The sequence below is a fragment of the Enterobacter sp. JS8-1 genome (genome assembly GCF_049187015.1).
Taxonomy (GTDB): Bacteria; Pseudomonadota; Gammaproteobacteria; order Enterobacterales; family Enterobacteriaceae; genus Enterobacter; species Enterobacter mori.
Window position 1 is genome coordinate 369,847 of the sequence record NZ_CP185805.1, and the last position, 18,742, is coordinate 388,588.

Here is an 18,742-nt window from a genome sequence, read left to right on the forward strand (position 1 = left end):
ATTAAAGGCTAAAAATGAGCAAGAACAGACATAGCAGATATCTTATGGCGGCGTGTGCGCTGAGCCTGTTGAACGGCTACGCACAGGCGGGCGTCTCTCTGGATCGGACGCGCATCATCATTACGGAGAAAGAGTCTTCGTCCAGCGCCAATCTGTCTAATACCAGTCCGGATATTCCGTTCCTGGCCCAGTCGTGGGTAGAGGATGAAAAGGGCAATAAGATCGCCTCGCCGCTGATTGTGCTCCCGCCGTTGCAGCGAATTAATGGGGGTCAGAAAGGGATAGCGCGCGTCACTAAAACGGCGGGCATCGACAAACTGCCGAAGGACAGAGAGAGTCTGTTCTACCTCAACGTCAGGGAAATTCCACCAAAGCCGGAAAAACCCAACACGCTGCAGCTGGCAATGCAGTCACGCATCAAGTTGTTCTATCGCCCTGAAGCGGTGATCCCGAAGACAAAGGGGGAAGTTTGGCAGGATCGCCTGGTATTCCACAAAAGCGGCAGCGAGATGACCGTGCAGAATCCCACGCCTTACTACGTGACCATCCTCAGCTTGACCAGGGCCGATGGGCAGAAAATTACCCGTTTCCCGGGGATCATGGTTGCGCCTAAATCGAGCCAGAAGTTTGAGGTGACGGATGCAGGCGTTAGCCAGTTTTCGATGAAGTTTGTGAATGATTATGGCGGGCATCCGGAGCTGAAATTCCGGTGTGAAGGCACTACCTGCAAGGCGTTACCCCCCGCCCAGCAGGGCTAATCAGGAAGGAGCCTGACAATGCAAAACCCTTTTCCTTATGCAGCCCTTCTGGCGTTGTGCACGCTCGGATTTTCCGGGGCGGCGTGGTCCGTGGTGGACGGTGAAATTAAGGCGGTAAATGGTACCTATGAATACCTGATTAACATTAGCAATCATGACATTACCAGCAACCAGGTCGGTGCCGTTGTTATCGACGAATTTGACCTGGCCGGGATGTTTCAGGGCCGTGCGTACTGCGCACAGCCGATGATAAGCCAGCCGGTATATTACATGTCGCAGGCAACGTTAACCCAATCAGGAATGACGGCGGGTTACCTCAAGCTCAATGACTACATGGACGTTAAAATCGAGATCTACATCGGCGGTAATTTACAGCAGTACAAAACCGTACCGTTCGATAATGTCTCCAACAACGTCAATCAGAACTACTGCAACCCCCCCAGCACCATACTGGACAATCAGTTTGCCTCCGGCGCGAAGGGAAGAGTGACCTTCATGATCACCAAACCCATTATCAACGGCGTGAACTTACAGGGTTCCGAAATCGCAACGCTTTATGGTCGACTGGGGCCGGGTGCCATGGGGCAAACGCCACTGTCGCGCGTCACCATCGCTTCCGGCGTCATCACCGTACCGGATAAATGCATCGTTAATCAGGGGACGCCCATCGTCGTCGATTTCGGCAATATTCCGGGAACGGGCAGCAGGCTGGATGGCATCAATTACAGTCAAAACGTACCGATTCACGTGAAATGCCAGGGCGGCAGTTTTTCCCAGGGAGAGCTGAATATCAAGCTGGGGATCCAGCAGGCTAATCCGGCATTCACTGATGGTAAATACCTGAGCACCCAGGGAACCGCCGACCGGTCTGAGCTGGGCATCGCTTTGCGTGACAGCACGGGTAATCCCGTGGTGCCAAACACGTTCTATAACGTGCCGGGATTTTCCCACAACGAAGGTGACTGGAATCTGATCGCCGCGCCGGTGGCCAAAAATGCCACCTCGGTTATCCCTGAGGGCGAATTCCATGCATCGGCGACGGTTGTGGCTGAATTCCAGTAAGGAGGGAATATGCATCTCATGATAATTATCCTCGCCTGTTTTTTGACGGCATTTTCTGCGACACCCGCCTGGGCGCGAGGGGAGTTGATTGGTGGCGATCTTAGCTTTAAAGGCGTCGTAATGGCTTACCCCTGCAGTATTGCGCCAGAATCGGGGCGGGTTCTGGTCGATTTTGGTGAGGTGTCAACAAAGTCATTGTATATAAACGGAAAAACAACACCGGTTCCGTTCACTATTACCTTGCAGGACTGTAATCCGAATGTCTTTAACGCGGTGACGGTGACGTTCAGCGGCATGGCCAACGGCAACATGGCGGACCGGCTGGCCATTAACGCCACTGCCCCAGGCAATGCGGGCGGGGTGGGGATAGGATTGCTGGAGGAGGATGATACGCCTGTGCGTTTGAATGTCGCCACGCGTCCCACCCTCATCAATGACACCCTGTTACGGCTAAGCTTCCAGGCCTTTGTTGAAGCGGAACCCGATGCCATTGCAAACGGAACGTTAACGACAGGGCCTTTTACCGCCACCGCAAATTATACATTGAACTATCAGTAGCGGCGCTAATAGGGAATTGCAGCATGAGGTATCAATTTTTTCTTTACGATAAAAATATTTTTTATTCGCAAGGAATTAAAATGGTTATTACCAGCTTACTTGCTGAACAGACGGACGTTTTATATTCCTTAACGGATGACTACGATCAGCTGCTTGCTCAACTACAGCATCAGGTTAACGGCGAGGGCTGCATGTGGATCCTCTGTGATTTAGATAGCCTGCCGCAAGAGCGGCTCCATACGCTGCAATTAATGAAAGAATTTTATCAGCATGAAAATAAAAGCCTGATTATGCTATTGAGTAAGCACAATATGCCTCTTTTTTTTGCTCTGTATTCGCTTTTGCCCACCGCGCATTGGCTGCTTAAAAATGAAAATATTGAGAGCATTATGCCGTTTTTTCAGCGTCTGTTGGATAAAAAACGTCAGGGATGTTGCTTTAGCGCATCGCTGGTCAGCTATACGCAAAAAAAAATTTACGACCGGAGCAGAGATCCCACTATTTCAGGGAGTGAGTGGTGGTTGATGGAGGAGCTATTTAAGGGGAAATCATTATCGCAAATATCAGACGAAGTAAATGTCGATATCCGTCGCTTGAGCTATATCAAGCGCCACTTAATGAAGAGACTGAATATTAGAAGCAATATCGCTTTATTCTCCGCATTTAGAGGCATTATGCCCTGAATCCGTGAGCCAACCTTTCGGTAGAACGCATTACCGATTTAACGGTGCAAATTATTGCACGTCATTAACTCGAAGTAAGGAAAACGGAAATGAAAAAACTGACAGTGTTTGAAGCCGCTGGCGTTGTAGGGGGAACCTGCAAGACCTGTGAAATCACGTATCAGAACGTCACCGTTGGTGGCGTCACCTCCTGTAAGCAGATCACAACCTGTACGGATAAGCATGGCTGCACGACCAGCATGAGAGATGCTGATTCAAGCAAATGTGGTGGTATCCCTAACCGCTATTAAAATCGGCACTGCCTGGGGTGTGCTGCCCCAGGCTTTTCTACTGTGAGAAAACGATAGTGAACCCATTAACGCGCAAAACAGCGATCGGTTATTCGATCTTTCTGATTATTATTTCCGTTTCGATTACGGTGCTTTTCTATCATATTTTTGTTTTTAATTCCTTTGCGAAAGATGATTCCGCGACGAAGGCGTTTCGAGAGATCAGCGCCGAAAAGCTTGCGAAAAGTCCGATAAAAAAAGAGCACAGTATTATCGAGGTCATGTCTTACGGTTGCCATTATTGTGCGGCAAACGAAGAGAACCTTGCAGAATTTACCCGTAAACTACCGCCGGATACCACATTTACCTCTATTCATATTGCAGGCGAGGATAATGGCCTTGCCGCCTATGCGCCGATCTTTGCCACGCTGGAAGCGATGGGAATAGAAAGGGATGTTCGCGACAGTGCGTATAACGCCATTATCACGCGAAACGTTGATCTTACGGATGAGAAAAAACTGAACGGTTGGTTAGCGAAAAATAATATTGATGTCGTCAAATTTACGACATTGAGGAAAAGTAAAAAGGTTAAAGAACGTCTCAGCGAAATGGCGTCTATTGCCCATTACTACGATATTAACGCCACGCCGATGTTTATTATTAATCAACGCTATGTTGTCGCGCAGGACCGCGAATTCCCGGCGTTTGCGCAGCGCATGCTGGAACTGCTCAAAGAGGATAAATAATTCTGTGATCAGATTATTCATTGTCTGGAGCGTGTTTAGCGTCAAGAATAGCGCGGGAAAAATTGAAGTCATTCAGCGAACGCTTTCTCAGTGCGGTATTTTTCTATTGCGAAAAATAATGCGATACGTGCCACTCCCCGTGACGCTGGTGGTGGCGAAGGGACTCTGCGCATCGTGGCTTCTCGGACGCGCGTTTCGCTTACGAAACGCGGTGGCTAATGAAAACTATCGTTGCCTGACTGGGCAAACGTCCCGGCTGGACGTGGCCTGGATGGCAGTCCGGCGACGCCTGCTGGAAGAGGCCGCCACCTGGGGGCAAAACACGGTGCTGCTTCAGCAAATTCGAGCCTGCGCCGCGGATCTCGATGCGGTGGTCGCACCGCTGCACCAGCAAAACGCGCCCTACATCCTGGCACCGCTCCATACGGTGTCTGACGTGCTGGCTGCCATCATTGGTGCCAGCGTCACGCCGGGTAAAGCAAGCGTGGTGGTTTCTTCCAGCGCTGAGCTTTACAGCGCCCCCGTCCGTGCGCTTGGGGGTGTTGCACTCGCCTACTGTTCAATTCATCAGGAGAACAAAACGCTGGCCAGCGGCCTGATGGAGCTCATCACCGATGTCGCCGTCGGGCAGCAGAACATGATTATTTTTCCTGATATCTCGCCCGACTATACCTCGCAGGCAGAAGGGGCGCGGGTGGCGAAGCTGCCATGTCGTTTATTTGGTCGCAGCGCAAAGTTGCATAGCGGTCTGGTGCGTCTTTCCGGCGCAATTGCCGCACAGGTCGTGTTTTATCACCTCAGCTATGACAACGGCCTGCGCATCCACATTCATCCGCCGGTGAGCAGTCAGAATGTCGCCAGCGCGCTGCCCGTCATCATTGAATCTACCCTGCGAAAGCACCCGCAGGAGTGGCTCCTCTGGCACAGCCATTCTCTCTACTTTATTAATCACTCACTATAAAAATGAAAACCACGATCCCGAATCTGATCTTTCAGGAAGAGACCAACGAGTGCGGGCTGGCGTGCGTAGCGATGCTGGCGCAAACGCAGGGGCAGACGATCTCGCTCGAGACGCTGCGCGGCATTTTTCCAGCCTCCGATCACGGTACTTCGCTGGACACGCTGATGGCCATCCTGGCGCGATTGGGCATAGCGACGACGCCCGTGCTGTTTGAGCATCATGAGCTAAGTGAACTGCCGCTGCCGGCTATTTTGCACTACGGTGCGAGCCACTATGTCCTGCTGGCCTGGCGTAAAGGCAACCACGTCTGCGTAATGAACCCGGCGATTGGCGAGCAGTGGCTGCCCTTTGCCGCGCTTAAGCAGGAGATCAGCGGTTATGCCCTGATTGTGGAACCCGACCAGGTGCTGGCCGCCGATCCCGAGCTGGCGCTGCCGACAACGGTACAGTCCATGCCAGGGGTGATGAGCATGCAGGAGACGGCGGGCGAGCCGGGTATTTATCGGCTGATGCTGTTGACCTTCCTGGTGTCGTTAACGCTGTTTCTGATGCCCACGATGGTCAGTAGCGCCATCAACCAGGCCTTCTCCAGCGTGGAGAACAGCGGCTTCCCGTACGGTTGGTTTATCCTGGCGTTTGTGGTCTCGTCGCTGATGGCTCTGGGGGTTCGGGCGATCAGCGAACGCTACATCAAACGGTTTGTGCTGATCCACAGCGGCGTCGGATTTTCTCGTCTGCTTCAAAACCCACTACGTTTTTTTGAAAAACGAGCCCCAGGGGAGATCTTCAGCCGCTTTACCGCCTGGCAGATGGGCCTGCTGCAGAAGATCGAGCTGGATAATGGTCTGCGTTCCGATTGGGTGATAGGTGCGATCGCGCTGGCGATCATGTTCTGGATCGCCCCGGTCCTGGCGGCGATCTCCGCCATCGGCGTGACGGTAATGGGGATCATCAGCGTCTGGGCCGTGATCCGCGACCGCTGGTTTACCCAGCAGTTGCAGCTGAAAAGCGCCGCGCTGAATGATTTTTTTATGGAGACCATTCAGGGCATCTTGACCGTCAAAACAGCCGGGCTGGAAGGGCAGCGTCAGGGTCAGTTTGCCGCCTTAAGCCGCGAACTGTTTGCATGCTTACAGCGCCAGAAGGTCTATCAACAGGTAAAAGAGGGTCTGTATCAGCTGAGCGGCAGCCTGGAGATGGTGGCATTTATGCTGGTGGTGCTGCCGATGGTTCACGGCAAGCTGATCTCACTGGGCGATTTTTTTGCCTACAGCTTCCTGCGGCAAATCTTTACCTCCTACGTCACGCGGATCTTCTACGCCATCATTCAGAAAACGCAGCTGCACGTGATCGACACCCGCGCGCATGCCCTTTTTGCGCCACGGGAAGACGGTGCGCGCGCGCCGCTAACAACAATACCCCCAGCTGATGCGGCGCCTGATTTGGACTTTAACGCGCTAGGCTACGGGTACGATCCCGCCATGCCCGTCCTCACATCCGTCTCATTACCGCTCCGGTCAGGGGAGCAGATTGCAATTGTGGGAGAGTCGGGGGCCGGTAAAAGCACCTTACTCCGGTTGATAGCCGGGCTGTTCTCCCCACAGGCGGGAGGATGTTATGCAGGCGGGAACGCGCTGCCTGCCGCACAGTTGGCGCAGTATGTCTGCCTGCAAAGCCAGGAGGACATTCTCTTTAACGCCTCGGTGCGTGAAAACATCACCTTATTCGACGCGTACTACCGGGAACGCGACCGCGGACGGGTTGAGGCTCTGCTTGATGCTCTCGCGCTGGGTGACGTGGTGCGTGCATTGCCAGGGGGGCTGGATGCCCTGATCCGCGAGAGCCACGCGGCGCTGTCTCTCGGCCAGCGTCAACGGCTGTTGCTGGCCCGTGCGCTGTACAGCTCACGCCCTGTTTTGCTCCTTGATGAGCCGACGGCCAATCTTGACGACGAGACCTCGGCAATCGTCATGGCAACGGTCCACGCGCACTGCCGCAGGGCTGGAAAATCATTGATTGTTGTCACGCACAGCGAGCAGGTTTTATCGGGATTTCAGCAGGTTTACCGCCTGGCTGGCGGCAGGCTCAGCCTGCGGGAGGGTGGCAATGAAGCTTGATTCCCGCTGGGTCATGCTGGGCTGCGGTCTGGCGCTTGCCGCCGCGATGGCGGGGTTTTGGGTGGTGATGGACTCGCCCTCACCGCATGCGCGCCTGGCCGTGGAGACTATCGGCACCGGCGACATCGAAAAGGTGGTGCTGGTGACGGGGATCCTGAAGCCAGCGGTACAGGTTAACGTCGGTGCTCAGGTCAACGGGCAGTTGCGTAAATTGTATGTTCGACAGGGAGAGCGGGTGAAAAAAGGACAACTGCTGGCGGAAATCGACCCGACGCTGCAGGAGTCGGAACTCAGGAATACAAAGGCACAGCTCGCCAGCGCCCGAGCGCAGAAGCTCTCCGCGCAAGCAACGTTGCTGCGCTACCGCCAGGAGCTGGATCGTCAGCGCATGATGCAGCGCGACGGCTCAGGCGTGCGCAGCGAGTTTGAGCAGGCCAGATCGCAATACGCGGTGCAGGTACAGCAGATTGAGGTGAGCGAGGCGCAGATCGCGCAGGCTGAAATGGCGGTGAAAACGGCGCAGGCCAACCTCAGCTATACGCGCATTGTCGCGCCGGTTGACGGCGAGGTATTGGGGGTTGTGACCCGTGAAGGACAGACCATCGTTTCGTCGCAAACGGCGCCGACCATCCTGGTGCTGGCGGATCTCGATACGATGCAGGTACAAACGCGTATCTCTGAGGCGGACGTCCAAAAAATTCATCCCGGCCAGCCGCTCAGTTTTTATGTCATTGCCAATCCGGATAAACGTTACGCCAGCACCATGGGCTATGTGCAGCCTGCGCCGCAGGACGCGATCGAGGCATCCGGCGAGAGAGGTATGGGCGGGAACCCTCAGGCCGCGGCGGTCTACTACACCGGCACGTTCGAGGTGCCTAACGCCGGTCGTGAACTCAAAACGTCAATGACGGCACAGGTCTTTATTCAGATCGCCAGGGCCAGTAACGTTCTGCGCGTTCCGGTTGCCGCGCTGGGCCAGGCGATGGATGGCGATCGATACACCATTACCACCGTTGAAGACGGGAATACGCAGTCCCGTACGATCCGCATCGGCATTAACGACCGTCAATACGCCGAAGTGCTTGAAGGGCTGCAGGCGGGCGACCAGGTGGTGCTGGCACAAGACGTGGAGCGAGGATAACGGATGGAGCCGATTATCGTTCTACGGCAGGTCTGCCGAACATTTAACGCGGGCACGCAAACGCTGGCAGTGCTGAGTGATATTTCACTGACCTTTCATCGCGGCGAAATGGTGGCGATTGTGGGGGCGTCCGGCTCGGGTAAGTCCACGCTGATGAACATCATCGGCTGCCTGGACAGGCCCTCTTCCGGAGAGGTACTGATCAATGGCACGCCGGTGCATCGCGCGGATAACCTCTACCTTGCCGATCTGCGCAGTCGTTATTTGGGGTTCATTTTCCAGCGCTATCACCTGATGCCGTATCTGACCGCAGAAGAAAACATTGCCATTCCCGCGCTGTACACCGCGATGTCGGAACGGGAGCGCACGGCGCGCGTGCGGAGATTGGCCTTTCAGCTCGGACTTGAACACCGGCTACGGCACCGTCCAGCGGAGCTTTCTGGCGGACAACAGCAGCGCGTGAGCATTTGTCGGGCACTGATAAACGGCGCGCACGTTATCCTGGCAGACGAACCTACCGGAGCCCTGGACAGCACCAGCGGTAAGGCGCTGATGGGCGTGTTGCATCAGCTGCATGCGGACGGGCACACGGTCATTATCGTAACCCACGATCGCGACGTCGCCCGACAGGCGCAGCGCATTATTGAGATCGGCGACGGGCGAATCATCAGCGATGTTCAGCACGCCGAGGCTTGTTCCTCAAAACCGCTGCCGGAGCAGGATAACGGGCGGGCGTCACTGGCGCGGCGCCTTCGCGAATCTGTTCGTATGGCCTGGCGTGCACTGGCTGGGCACCGGCTGCGCGCGTTTCTCTCCATGCTGGGGATCATCATTGGCATCGCATCGGTGGTGTCATCTATGGCAGTAGGGGAAGGCGCGCGGCGGTCAATCATGGATGAGATTGGCAAGTTGGGAAATACGACGCTTGAGATACGCCCGGGAACCGGATGGGGCAATGCGCGTCCGGACATGGAGCATGCGCTGTCGATGGAAGACGTGCGCAGTTTGCAGACGCTGCCGTGGGTGATGGGCGTCTCGCCGATCGTCAGCAGCACGGCGCTTGCGGTGCGCAAAGGCTTCGATTCCTCAATGATGCTGTCCGGTGTTTCGCAAGACTTCTTCTCCCTGCAGGGACTGCGCTTTGTTCAGGGCACGGGCTTTACGGCACGTGATGTTGCGGATGGCGAACCGGTCATCATTCTTGATGAAACCGGGCGGGATACGCTGTTCCCCGGTGGGGAAAATCCGCTTGGTGAGCTTGTGCAGATTACCGGTGCGCCGTGGCGGGTGATCGGTGTCGCCACCCGCCCGGGGCCGAAAGTGGTGGGGGGATTCATGGCTGCGTGGGTGCCTCATACCGCGTTGCAGCAGCGACTGACGGGGCAAATACCGCTGGAGTCGCTGGTTCTCCGTTTCCAGCCGCCGCTGGAGCCACAGGAGGCCGCGGAGCGCGTGGAGCGTCACCTGCTGCGGGAGCATGGGCGGAAAGATTTCTTTATTCAAACCGATGACCGGCTGGCGAATGCCATGCAAAAAACCTCTGACTCTATGTCGCTTCTGATTACCGCGATCGCGGCCATCTCGCTGCTGGTGGGCGGCGTGGGGGTGATGAACATCATGCTGGTGTCAGTGACGGAGCGGACGCATGAAATCGGCATTCGATTATCGGTAGGGGCGCGTCCCGCGGACATCATGAATCAGTTTCTCATCGAAGCAGTGATGATCTGCGCGCTCGGCGGCCTGGTTGGGGTGCTAGGTGCCTGGCTGGTGGGGCAATTTTTTGCCTTCGTCACGGATGCATTTTCAATGGTGTTTACCGTCTTCCCGGTGCTGATGGCCTGCGGCTTTTCCGCTGCGATTGGCCTGGCGTTTGGTTATTTCCCGGCGCGCAGTGCCGCACGCCTTAACCCCACAGAGGCGCTGGCTCGCGAATGACAAGACACCTCTTTTTAGCCGCGATGCTACTTCTGGCGGGGTGTAGCGCGATGACCCGCAGCGACTACCAGCGCCCAGTGCTGTCATTACCGACAGGGTGGCCCACGATGACGGAGAAGGAAACGGAAAACGGCTGGCGTTTTAACGATCCCCGCCTGTCTCGGGTAATTGAACAGGTGCTGGAAAGCAATAACGATCTCGCGGCGGCAGCCATCACGCTGCAGCAGGCACGCGTTGCGGCAGGGCTAACCCGCACCAACGTGACCCCCGACGTCAGGGCGAGCGGTTCCATCAGCAACAGTAAAACGGTGCGTCAGGGGACACCTGCACAGGAGAGCTACAGCGGCGGTATTGCTATCGCCTGGGAGTTGGATCTGTGGGGGAAACTGGCGCGTACCCGTGAGCAGAGTGAATGGCAGGCCAGGGCGAGCGAGCAGGATTACCATGCGACCGTCCTTTCTACTATTGGCACCACGGCCCAGCTTTACTGGCGCATCGCCCTGTATAACCAGCAGATCCGCAACCAGCGTGACGGCCTGACGATCTCGGAACAGACCGTGCAGCAGGTGGCGTCGTGGTTTAACGCCGGAAAAGTAGGGCAGCTTGATGTTCTGCAAGCACAGCAAGCGCTGCTGGAGCGGAAAAATCAGCTCAGAACCTTAGTTCAGCAGCGCCAGAACACACGCAATGCGTTAGCGCTGTTGCTCAACAGACCAGCCGAGCAACATGCGGATGAATCGATCGCGCTGGATGTCCATCAGCAGGTGCCCATCTCGCGCACAACGCCGCTGCGGGCGATCGCTCAGCGGCCTGACATTCAGGCTGCTGAGTCGCGCCTGCGCGCTGCGCTTGCGGGTTATGACGCGGCTCGCCTGCAGTTTTACCCCGCGCTTTCTCTTGATGCGTCTCTGAATGCCGGAAGCCAGATTTTCAGTCAGTGGTTCCGCGACCCAATCCTCACAACAGGCGCCGCGCTGGCCTTGCCGTTTATCCAGTGGAATACCCGCCAGCTCACCGTTGAGCAGGCGGATTTAGCAACAAAACTGGCTGCGGTCGCTTTCCGTTCTACCGCCTATACCGCACTCGCTGAAGTGGATGAGGCCATGGAAAACCGGCTAAGCGCAGATGAGCAACGCGCCAGGCTACTTCAGTCGCAGGCCCTGAGCCAGCGGCGATTGTCCCTCACGGAAAACCGTTATCGCGCAGGCGCGGTGGATTTCCAGACGCTGCTTGACGCGCAGGACGAACTGTTGACCACAGAGAACGCCCTCGCGCAAATCCAATACGACTACCTTTACGCCACGCTGCAGCTCTGGCTGGCGCAAGGGGGCGACACGCAATACAGGATAATGAAAGATGAAGCTTAAACATGGAGATAAGCGGGTTGTTGTAACCGGTTATGGCGCCGTTACACCCCTTGGCGTGACGGCTGATGAGAGCTGGCAGGCGATCGTGAACTACCAGCTTGGGTATCGTTACGTCGATTACTCGGCGCAGAATATCAAAACCCATTTTCTTGGGCTGGTGGATAACGAACCCAGCCTGGTCGGGGTGCCGGCCGCCGTCAGACGCCGCCTGCCGCGGTTTGCCCGGCTCACGTTTGGCGCGGCGCGTCAGGCCATGGCGATGGCCTTTGGTGACCAGCCACCGCAGGAGTTCTACAGCCCGTTAGACTGCGGAGCGATCATGGGTACCGGCTGGGGAGGGCTGGACGAAAGTTACGATGCGCAACGTGATTTTTCGGCAACGGGTTTCGCCTCGCCTTTTAACTGTTTTTATTCGATGCCGAGCGTCACCACTGCCGCCTGCAGCCAGTTCTGGGGGCTTAACGGTTTTCAGAATACCGTTGTGGCGGCCTGTGCGACGGGAACGATCGCGATTGGCGAAGCCTACGAGGTGATCCGCACCGGAAGGGCGCAGATGATGCTGGCAGGCGCCGGGGAGTCTCTGACGAGTCCCTGTGCGATCTGGAATATCGACGTATTAGGGGCATTGAGCAAAGAGGCGCGGGATCCGCGGCGCGCCAGCTGTCCTTTCAGCGCGCACCGTAATGGATTCGTGCTGTCAGAAGGCGCGGCGGTGCTGTGTCTGGAGGAGCGCGAGGGGGCGATCGCGCGAGGAGCAACTATTCTCGGTGAAATCACGGGTTACGCCAATTTCTCTGACGCCTGGGATTTTACCTCACCCGCCGAAGACTGCCTTGCGCGCGTGCAAACCATCATCTCCGTGCTGCGGCAGGCGGAGCTTGAACCCGGGCACCTGGACTATATCAATGCTCACGGTACCTCGACGCCGCTGAACGACATCAACGAAACGCAGTCGCTAAAAATGGCGCTGGGGGATGCGGCCTGGTCTATCCCCATTTCCAGTACGAAATCCTACTCGGGACACTTAATTTCAGCCGCAGGCTCGTTCGAGAGCATCGTCTGCCTGCAGGCCATCGCCCACGGAATGATTCCCGCAACGGCCAATTTCCAGCAGGCCGATGAGCGCTGCGACCTTGACTATGTTGTGGAAGGGCATCGTAGCGCGAATATCCGCCGTACGCTCAACCTGAGCTTTGGATTTGGTGGCGCAAACGCGGCGTTAATTCTGGAGAAACATTCATGATGACGCTGCATTACAGCCAGCAGGACGCACGGTTGTGGGCTGCATTTTCAGGGGATTACAATCCGGTGCATTTCGATAAGGCATGGGTGAAATCGCAGGGCGGAAGCAGGCTCAGCGTTCACGGCATGCGCGCATTGCTGGATGTTAAACGTTTCATTAGCCCGGAGGTTCGCCGCTCACCCTTTCTGAAGTGTACCGTGCGGTTGCGTAGACCGCTGTGGCGGGATACCGATTATCTTCTGATGCGCGACTCGAATAAGCCCGTTTCAGCCGCCGTGCACGATCTTACCGCGCAGAAAGTCTGCCTCTCATGCACTATCGTGCCGGTGAGTCTTTTCGCTGTAGAAGAAGCAGAAAGTCAGCGAGAACTCGGCGCGTCAACGATTGCCGCGCTGCATCAGACTTTTTTGCCTCTGCTTCCCGACGCCCGGCAGTGGCATTTTCTTGATGCGCTGCTGTTTCGCCATCTCCTTCAGGATACCGCGCTGTTAGATCAGAACGTCATTGCATCGCTGGTGCCGGCTGGTCGTACGCTGGACGCGCTCTTCACCCGCTATCCCGTTGTGCAAACCCATCAGGAGGTTGTTTTCGACAGCCATCTGCTCGCGCCCTGGCAGTCGGTGCCTTTACCAGAACCTCTTGAGATCGAGACATTACCCGCCATGGTGGTCGGCGATCTTTTACAGGGTGCAGTGGTGCGAATTGCTGCGCAAACCCGCTATCAACAACACTACATTAGCAGTGCCGTGACGCTGAAAGTCGGCCCGCTGACAAAAGGAAATGCAAATGAAACCGTATGAAAACATCTACAGCAAAATCAGCGAAATGATTGCCGATGCGAAAGATATGACGCTGGAAGCGTTGAGGCCGGACACGACGCTGTCGCAGCTGGAACTCGACAGCCTCGATTATGTTGAACTGATGGTGCTGGCGAAACGCGAGTTTAATGTGACCCTCACGGCTGAAATGTTTATGAAAAAGCAGCCGATGACCCTCCGCGATTTGAGTCTGTACATCGAACAGGAAATGGCCGGCTGAGATGGAAAAGAGATGGATGTTGATCACCGGCGGCAGCAGAGGAATTGGTCAGGCTTTGGTGAGCCACCTGCTGCCCGACTGGAACATTGTGTTTACCGGCCGCAGTGAGGCCGGTATTGGCCGCACGCTGGCGCAGGCGCGCAAACTGCACACGTCAACCTGGGTTAAAGGTTACCGCTGCGATGGTCGCGATGAGGGGAATGTTCAACGACTGGCGATGTCGCTGCTTGATGAATTTGGCGCACCCGCGGCGATTATTCACAACGCCGGAATGACCCGTGACGCACTGCATATTCATCAAACGGCACGCGACTGGCAGGATGTGCTGACGAACAACCTGGTTGCGCTCGTGAACTGGAACCGAATTCTCTTGCCTGCCATGATGATGCAGGGCCGCGGAGCCATCGTGCTCATGTCGTCCGTCACGGCAATAAAGGGCAACAGCGGGCAAACGGCATATGCGGCCAGTAAGGCGGCAATGATTGGCCTGACGCGTTCGCTGGCTCAGGAGATGGGACGGTTTGGTATTCGGGTAAACTGTCTGGCACCTGGACTTATTGAGGGAGAAATGGTGGAGGCTATCCCTGAGGCCCGCCTGAAAGCAATGCGGCAGAACATTCCCTTACGCCGTCTGGGGCAAACGCAGGACGTTGCGCACGCGGTTGCCTTTCTGGTCGGAGAAGGGAGCCGCTATCTCACGGGGCAAACGCTGGTGCTGGACGGAGGTTTGTCAGTCTGAGGTAAGGCAACCGCGAGAAGGGCTACTTCTCGCGGCTCATGACGAGCTCAGCTGATTAATTCGCTGTACCAGCGCGAGTCGTTCTTTAACGGATTCCTGGAATATCTGTAATAAAATAGCACTGTGTTGCCGCACGATCCCCGCCAGCTCGGGTGTGATTTCCGCCGTTTCAGCCACGCGAGTCTTAAATTCCGACGATAGCGTAACTCCCTGCAGTAAGGAGGCCAGCCAGATACTGGCTTTGATGATCGTCACTTCCGGGGGATAGGCTGATTTTGCATCTACCGATTTCTGAATCTGACACCACCCGGCAATGTCTCGGATTGCTTCGATGGGATAGAGTTCATCCCACACGGCATTACCCCCATCGGCATGTGCCGGTGCGGCGCACACGGCCAGCGTTGGGAGATTATGCAACAGCCCCCCGATTTCAATTTTCAGACACTGCACAGGAGGAATACCCATCTCTTTGGCAAGGTATCCCGATATTCTCCCAACCACCAAAGAATGCTGAACGCCATGTTGACTGAACCCATCAATAATAAACGCCAGCATACCGGCGATATCACGGAAGTTATGTAAAGAGATGAAGTCGTTATGAATGCGGGGGACTTCTTTAATATAATCGTCAAATGCGGTCGATTTTATTTTTAGCCAAAAGTGTTCGCTTTTTGCGACCCTTCGGAATGCGTTGATATATTCTGGTTGAAATAATTCACTTTCACCGCTGACAATGATTTTTATAATTTCTTCTTTTGCCGTGATGATATCGCCAGCACGATAGTGTGCGATTAAAACATCCAGACGATCCGCCAGATAGATGATATGGCTTTCTTTAGGCGTTTTTACGCCATTAACACACGCGCCTCGACCATTTTTCCAATGGGTATGATGATAGCGTACAATTGCATGTAATGGATTCAGTAAAGGAACACTGGCCAGTAGTTCAGCCCCCACAGCGGCGTGATTATTGAGTTCATTATCGTAATAGCTCATGGGCTGGAGGCGAGACTCTTCGTTCAGTCCTCCAATATCATGAAGCAGGGCTGCCAGCAGTGTTTTCCGACATTGCGCAGGCGTAAACTGCGACTCACATGCCAGAAGCCAGGCAATATACGCCGTTCTGACATGATGCAAGTTAAGTCGGGGGTTGATCATGTCTATTATTTTTGAAATGCAAGTCAGTGATTCTATTAAGTTTATATTCATGATATTGAAAATTTAACTTACGCTGTGCTTCGTTAAAGAAAACCACACAAATTAATTTCGCTTGCAACCATACTGCGGGAATGTGTGGTTACCAAAGAGTATTGTATTATTATTAAATTTATCGAGGTAAATTATCTTGTCATCAGACCCTTTGCCAAACAATAAATTCAGAGCGACACTGTCGTCAATATTGTCTGTACTATCGCGCAGGGTGCGGACGCTTGTGACTTGATATAAATGTGCGCTGGCATTAAACGGTTTATATTTTATCTTTAGCGTACGTGATATAAGTTGGTTTTTATTGTTATGAGAAAGTAAACCATCGATATTGATAAATATATTATCGTTCGACATGTTAAAAAAAATCAGACCTTCAGCATGGATAGTATCGTCATTGATGTTTTGTACAACAGAAAACTGCGACTCACATGAGAAAGTAGAGGGTCTGGTAAACGAAAAAATCCCCCCCGCCAGGGAGAGGCCGAGGCAGAGGAACAGGAAAAAGACGCGCTTAGACATTGGTTTTTTCTCTGTAATAAAAACTTTCGCAGTTGCCGTTATTACACTCAATCAGAAGCAAATGTATAATATTCCCCAGCGCTCCTTTTATCTGCTTTTTGTAAAGATACAATTCTTTAGGCTGTGAGCAGTCGAACGGTTGCGTTGTAAAATTAAAACTATTTTTGACATCCCATAGCGTCAGGGCGGGGGAGGTAAAGATAATGCATTGGTCGTCAACGATTTTATGTATATCCTCCCCGGAATCGACGTTATGAGGCCTAATTAACAAAAGGATTAATACAAAACCCAGCGTCATTATTCGGGCAATCCTTTCAAAAAAAGAAGGAGAAGGTGGGTTGCGGGTGGGATCGGGGACTTTTTCTTCCAGAAAAGGGGTTCGATACTCGCGATCGTTATGGATGACGACGTCATCCGCAATCTTGAAACCAATGCGCGGAACGGTAGTAATGATCTCTTTTTCTACGCCCAGGTCGCTCAGGTTTCTGCGTAACGTAGAGATATATTGATTTAGATTACTATTTGATGCTCTGGCACCGTATTGATCAAATACCGAATGGAAAATTTCACTCCTGGAAAGGATATCGCCGCGGTGGGTGAGTAATTCTGCTAACAGACGCGTAGAAGTCTGGGATAATTCAACGCAATCTCCGGTCAGCAGATTCAGGAGAGATGCATCCTCTGTATCAAAAGTGATAAATCCCTCAATATCGTACCTCATTTCCCTCTCCTCCCTAAGCCTTACTTTTCTCTCACATACCGACTGTTTTTGATAAAACAGTATGAAAGTCAGATAAAAATCCTGTTTTTACTTTCATCTAAAGCTAATGTTGCTGGTTGACTCAAGGGATTTCATACTGCTAACGCCTTCAAAAATCAGGAGTCGACAATGAAACTCTCACAGTGTTCATACAACCCGGGTGCTGTACATCCAGGCTACAACGCCCCTCACGACAATCTGCAGATGTTAGCGGCGGAAATGGGAATAAGTGGTCTGGAGACGATCAGAGGGCCGGAACAAATGTTGATTCTCAATTTATTGAAAGATCATAGCACGCGCGGTCTTTCCACCAGGGAGCTTGCCGATCTGTGCGGTATTTCAATTTATAAAGTTAGACACTTACTTCTTCCGCTGGAAAAATATGGCCAGGTTATACGGGATAAAATGCAAAAGCATCATCAGTGGTTTTTATCAAAGAAAGCGACATAAATTATGTTCGCATTCTAACAAGGGGTATTTTTATTTGCAACAATGGGGCGGAAGTCAAATAGATATGTCTAAAACATTTGAAAAATACTAATTATAATCTCGCAGGGTGGTAAGAAAATTCCCAATAAAATTTTTAATGTTCGGGTATTAAGGATAATGTTTTTATGTTTTTTGACTCAGAATAATATTGCTGCTTTTACGACTGAATGCCCCGCATTTCGTAAATGCGGCACGTGCAACTCTGCATCAGGGTTGCCGTGATGAGGAAGCACCGTCTGTTTGACCAAAGAAGGCATCTAAAGGGAAGTGAGCGAATGTTTTTTTCAGGGGCAGAAAAGCAAAAACCCAGCCATAGGCTGGGTTCTTTAAATAGTGGTGCCCGGACTCGGAATCGAACCAAGGACACGGGGATTTTCAATCCCCTGCTCTACCGACTGAGCTATCCGGGCAACGGAGCGCATTAAACCGCAAACCCGCCCGATCGTCAACACTATTTCGGGAAAAGCGATTCAACTGCTTAACTTTGCGGCAGTCTGTCGGTTTGTGCGTCGACGCAGAATGCTGGCTTAAGTCAGTGCCCCGCCCATACGGCACTGGGCGAAGCGCAGAATGTCCTCCGCCAGACGGTGAGCAGTATCCACATCCGCCTGACTACGGTTCACCAGCATGCGGCTCAGGCAACCTTCCAGCACCAGCTCCATCTGCTTCGCCACCATCGCCGGGTCATCCACTTCAAGCGTGGTCAGCAGTTCGTGGGTAAAATCATGCGCCGCACGTTTTTGCTGATCCGCCAGCTGATGGATGGGGTGGCCAGGATCGGGGAAGTACGTACAGGCGGCGATGAACAGACAGCCCGGATAGCGGTTGTTGCTGACGCATTCCGTCAGGGCGGTATAACGCGCCAGCAGCTTTTGCTCTGCCGTGAGCTCTTCATTCAGCATCAGCTGCCTGCGCCAGATATCCACCTGCTGGCTGAGGTAGCGCAGGGCGTCATAGAGCAGCGCCTCTTTATCGGGCCAGAAGCGGGTAAGCTCGTCCAGAGGGTAATCGATACGGTCGGCGACCATCTCAAGCGTGGTGCTGGCGATCCCTTGAATCTCAAGTAATTGCAGGGCTTGTCCCAGTACGTCTTCACGTTGCACGGTTTTCTCCTCCGTTATTCCCAACGGTTTGTCCCGTCTAAAGTG

General features: G+C 53.9%; 20 protein-coding genes and 1 tRNA gene. 16 read left to right on the forward strand and 5 right to left on the reverse strand.

Features of this window, described 5'->3' with window-relative positions; genetic code table 11:
* The first annotated feature begins 14 nt into the window (after nt 1-14).
* The 15 genes from ACOQH0_RS01770 (at nt 15) to ACOQH0_RS01840 (ending at nt 14,617) form a co-directional block, all read left to right on the forward strand.
* On the forward strand, nt 15-758 hold the full coding sequence (locus tag ACOQH0_RS01770; RefSeq protein ID WP_226347960.1) for a fimbrial biogenesis chaperone: 744 nt from the start codon (nt 15-17) through the stop codon (nt 756-758).
* A gap of 18 nt (nt 759-776) precedes the next feature.
* Entirely contained in the window at nt 777-1,820 is a 1,044-nt protein-coding gene (locus tag ACOQH0_RS01775; protein ID WP_421511399.1) for a fimbrial protein, read from the forward strand.
* Between the two features lie 18 nt (nt 1,821-1,838).
* Entirely contained in the window at nt 1,839-2,378 is a 540-nt protein-coding gene (locus tag ACOQH0_RS01780) for a fimbrial protein (RefSeq protein WP_421512319.1), read from the forward strand.
* 23 nt (nt 2,379-2,401) lie between these two features.
* A complete protein-coding gene (locus ACOQH0_RS01785) occupies nt 2,402-3,061 on the forward strand; it encodes a DNA-binding response regulator (protein ID WP_421511400.1) in 660 nt (219 codons plus the stop codon).
* An 89-nt stretch (nt 3,062-3,150) separates the two neighbouring features.
* The gene (locus ACOQH0_RS01790; protein WP_042714040.1) at nt 3,151-3,351 is read left to right on the forward strand and encodes a DUF4762 family protein; all 201 of its coding nucleotides are present in this window, start codon (nt 3,151-3,153) and stop codon (nt 3,349-3,351) included.
* Nucleotides 3,352-3,407: 56 nt separating this feature from the next.
* On the forward strand, nt 3,408-4,076 hold the full coding sequence (locus ACOQH0_RS01795; protein ID WP_421511401.1) for a DsbA family protein: 669 nt from the start codon (nt 3,408-3,410) through the stop codon (nt 4,074-4,076).
* Nucleotides 4,077-4,080: 4 nt separating this feature from the next.
* A complete protein-coding gene (locus ACOQH0_RS01800; protein WP_411778185.1) occupies nt 4,081-5,037 on the forward strand; it encodes an ABC transporter in 957 nt (318 codons plus the stop codon).
* A gap of 2 nt (nt 5,038-5,039) precedes the next feature.
* Nucleotides 5,040-7,154: a peptidase domain-containing ABC transporter gene (locus tag ACOQH0_RS01805; RefSeq protein ID WP_421511402.1), complete on the forward strand. Its 2,115-nt coding sequence runs from the start codon at nt 5,040-5,042 to the stop codon at nt 7,152-7,154.
* Nucleotides 7,144-8,295 (forward strand): efflux RND transporter periplasmic adaptor subunit, encoded by a 1,152-nt coding sequence (locus ACOQH0_RS01810; RefSeq protein ID WP_256460243.1) that lies wholly within the window; start codon nt 7,144-7,146, stop codon nt 8,293-8,295. Before ACOQH0_RS01805 ends, ACOQH0_RS01810 begins: the two co-directional genes overlap by 11 nt.
* Nucleotides 8,296-8,298: 3 nt before the next feature.
* Nucleotides 8,299-10,230, forward strand: a complete 1,932-nt coding sequence (locus ACOQH0_RS01815) for an ABC transporter permease (protein ID WP_421511403.1) — start codon at nt 8,299-8,301, stop codon at nt 10,228-10,230.
* A complete protein-coding gene (locus ACOQH0_RS01820) occupies nt 10,227-11,597 on the forward strand; it encodes a TolC family protein (protein ID WP_421511404.1) in 1,371 nt (456 codons plus the stop codon). Before ACOQH0_RS01815 ends, ACOQH0_RS01820 begins: the two co-directional genes overlap by 4 nt.
* A complete protein-coding gene (locus tag ACOQH0_RS01825) occupies nt 11,587-12,840 on the forward strand; it encodes a beta-ketoacyl-[acyl-carrier-protein] synthase family protein (RefSeq protein WP_421511405.1) in 1,254 nt (417 codons plus the stop codon). The genes ACOQH0_RS01820 and ACOQH0_RS01825 overlap by 11 nt, the downstream gene beginning before the upstream one ends.
* Nucleotides 12,837-13,640, forward strand: coding sequence for a protein dehydratase (locus ACOQH0_RS01830; RefSeq protein WP_316383319.1), 804 nt, complete (start codon nt 12,837-12,839; stop codon nt 13,638-13,640). The genes ACOQH0_RS01825 and ACOQH0_RS01830 overlap by 4 nt, the downstream gene beginning before the upstream one ends.
* Entirely contained in the window at nt 13,627-13,878 is a 252-nt protein-coding gene (locus ACOQH0_RS01835) for an acyl carrier protein (RefSeq protein WP_421511406.1), read from the forward strand. The genes ACOQH0_RS01830 and ACOQH0_RS01835 overlap by 14 nt, the downstream gene beginning before the upstream one ends.
* A 1-nt stretch (nt 13,879) precedes the next feature.
* On the forward strand, nt 13,880-14,617 hold the full coding sequence (locus ACOQH0_RS01840; RefSeq protein WP_029484976.1) for an SDR family oxidoreductase: 738 nt from the start codon (nt 13,880-13,882) through the stop codon (nt 14,615-14,617).
* Nucleotides 14,618-14,653: 36 nt separating this feature from the next.
* Here the strand turns inward: ACOQH0_RS01840 and ACOQH0_RS01845 are convergent, their stop codons facing one another.
* The 3 genes from ACOQH0_RS01845 to ACOQH0_RS01855 form a co-directional block, all read right to left on the reverse strand.
* Nucleotides 14,654-15,775, reverse strand: a complete 1,122-nt coding sequence (locus tag ACOQH0_RS01845) for an HD domain-containing protein (protein ID WP_421511407.1) — start codon at nt 15,773-15,775, stop codon at nt 14,654-14,656.
* Nucleotides 15,776-15,877: 102 nt separating this feature from the next.
* The gene (locus ACOQH0_RS01850; RefSeq protein ID WP_421511408.1) at nt 15,878-16,345 is read right to left on the reverse strand and encodes a hypothetical protein; all 468 of its coding nucleotides are present in this window, start codon (nt 16,343-16,345) and stop codon (nt 15,878-15,880) included.
* The gene (locus ACOQH0_RS01855; protein ID WP_421511409.1) at nt 16,338-17,066 is read right to left on the reverse strand and encodes a winged helix-turn-helix domain-containing protein; all 729 of its coding nucleotides are present in this window, start codon (nt 17,064-17,066) and stop codon (nt 16,338-16,340) included. The genes ACOQH0_RS01850 and ACOQH0_RS01855 overlap by 8 nt, the downstream gene beginning before the upstream one ends.
* Before the next feature lie 168 nt (nt 17,067-17,234).
* Between ACOQH0_RS01855 and ACOQH0_RS01860 the strand changes: the two genes are divergently transcribed.
* Nucleotides 17,235-17,555, forward strand: a complete 321-nt coding sequence (locus ACOQH0_RS01860) for a FaeA/PapI family transcriptional regulator (RefSeq protein ID WP_421511410.1) — start codon at nt 17,235-17,237, stop codon at nt 17,553-17,555.
* A 373-nt stretch (nt 17,556-17,928) separates the two neighbouring features.
* Here ACOQH0_RS01860 and ACOQH0_RS01865 read toward each other — a convergent pair.
* Nucleotides 17,929-18,004 (reverse strand) — tRNA-Phe (locus ACOQH0_RS01865).
* A gap of 117 nt (nt 18,005-18,121) precedes the next feature.
* Nucleotides 18,122-18,697, reverse strand: a complete 576-nt coding sequence (locus ACOQH0_RS01870; protein ID WP_089601520.1) for a transcriptional regulator — start codon at nt 18,695-18,697, stop codon at nt 18,122-18,124.
* Nucleotides 18,698-18,742: the final 45 nt, after the last annotated feature.

Excerpts from the sequence above, each read along its gene's own strand:
- ACOQH0_RS01770 (WP_226347960.1), top strand. The coding sequence starts at position 15 with ATGAGCAAGAACAGACATAGCAGATATCTTATGGCGGCGTGTGCGCTG.
- ACOQH0_RS01775 (WP_421511399.1), top strand. The coding sequence starts at position 777 with ATGCAAAACCCTTTTCCTTATGCAGCCCTTCTGGCGTTGTGCACGCTC.
- ACOQH0_RS01780 (WP_421512319.1), top strand. The coding sequence starts at position 1,839 with ATGATAATTATCCTCGCCTGTTTTTTGACGGCATTTTCTGCGACACCC.
- ACOQH0_RS01785 (WP_421511400.1), top strand. The coding sequence starts at position 2,402 with ATGAGGTATCAATTTTTTCTTTACGATAAAAATATTTTTTATTCGCAA.
- ACOQH0_RS01790 (WP_042714040.1), top strand. The coding sequence starts at position 3,151 with ATGAAAAAACTGACAGTGTTTGAAGCCGCTGGCGTTGTAGGGGGAACC.
- ACOQH0_RS01805 (WP_421511402.1), top strand. The coding sequence starts at position 5,040 with ATGAAAACCACGATCCCGAATCTGATCTTTCAGGAAGAGACCAACGAG.
- ACOQH0_RS01810 (WP_256460243.1), top strand. The coding sequence starts at position 7,144 with ATGAAGCTTGATTCCCGCTGGGTCATGCTGGGCTGCGGTCTGGCGCTT.
- ACOQH0_RS01815 (WP_421511403.1), top strand. The coding sequence starts at position 8,299 with ATGGAGCCGATTATCGTTCTACGGCAGGTCTGCCGAACATTTAACGCG.
- ACOQH0_RS01820 (WP_421511404.1), top strand. The coding sequence starts at position 10,227 with ATGACAAGACACCTCTTTTTAGCCGCGATGCTACTTCTGGCGGGGTGT.
- ACOQH0_RS01825 (WP_421511405.1), top strand. The coding sequence starts at position 11,587 with ATGAAGCTTAAACATGGAGATAAGCGGGTTGTTGTAACCGGTTATGGC.
- ACOQH0_RS01830 (WP_316383319.1), top strand. The coding sequence starts at position 12,837 with ATGATGACGCTGCATTACAGCCAGCAGGACGCACGGTTGTGGGCTGCA.
- ACOQH0_RS01835 (WP_421511406.1), top strand. The coding sequence starts at position 13,627 with ATGAAACCGTATGAAAACATCTACAGCAAAATCAGCGAAATGATTGCC.
- ACOQH0_RS01840 (WP_029484976.1), top strand. The coding sequence starts at position 13,880 with ATGGAAAAGAGATGGATGTTGATCACCGGCGGCAGCAGAGGAATTGGT.
- ACOQH0_RS01845 (WP_421511407.1), bottom strand. The coding sequence starts at position 15,775 with ATGATCAACCCCCGACTTAACTTGCATCATGTCAGAACGGCGTATATT.
- ACOQH0_RS01850 (WP_421511408.1), bottom strand. The coding sequence starts at position 16,345 with ATGTCTAAGCGCGTCTTTTTCCTGTTCCTCTGCCTCGGCCTCTCCCTG.
- ACOQH0_RS01855 (WP_421511409.1), bottom strand. The coding sequence starts at position 17,066 with ATGAGGTACGATATTGAGGGATTTATCACTTTTGATACAGAGGATGCA.
- ACOQH0_RS01860 (WP_421511410.1), top strand. The coding sequence starts at position 17,235 with ATGAAACTCTCACAGTGTTCATACAACCCGGGTGCTGTACATCCAGGC.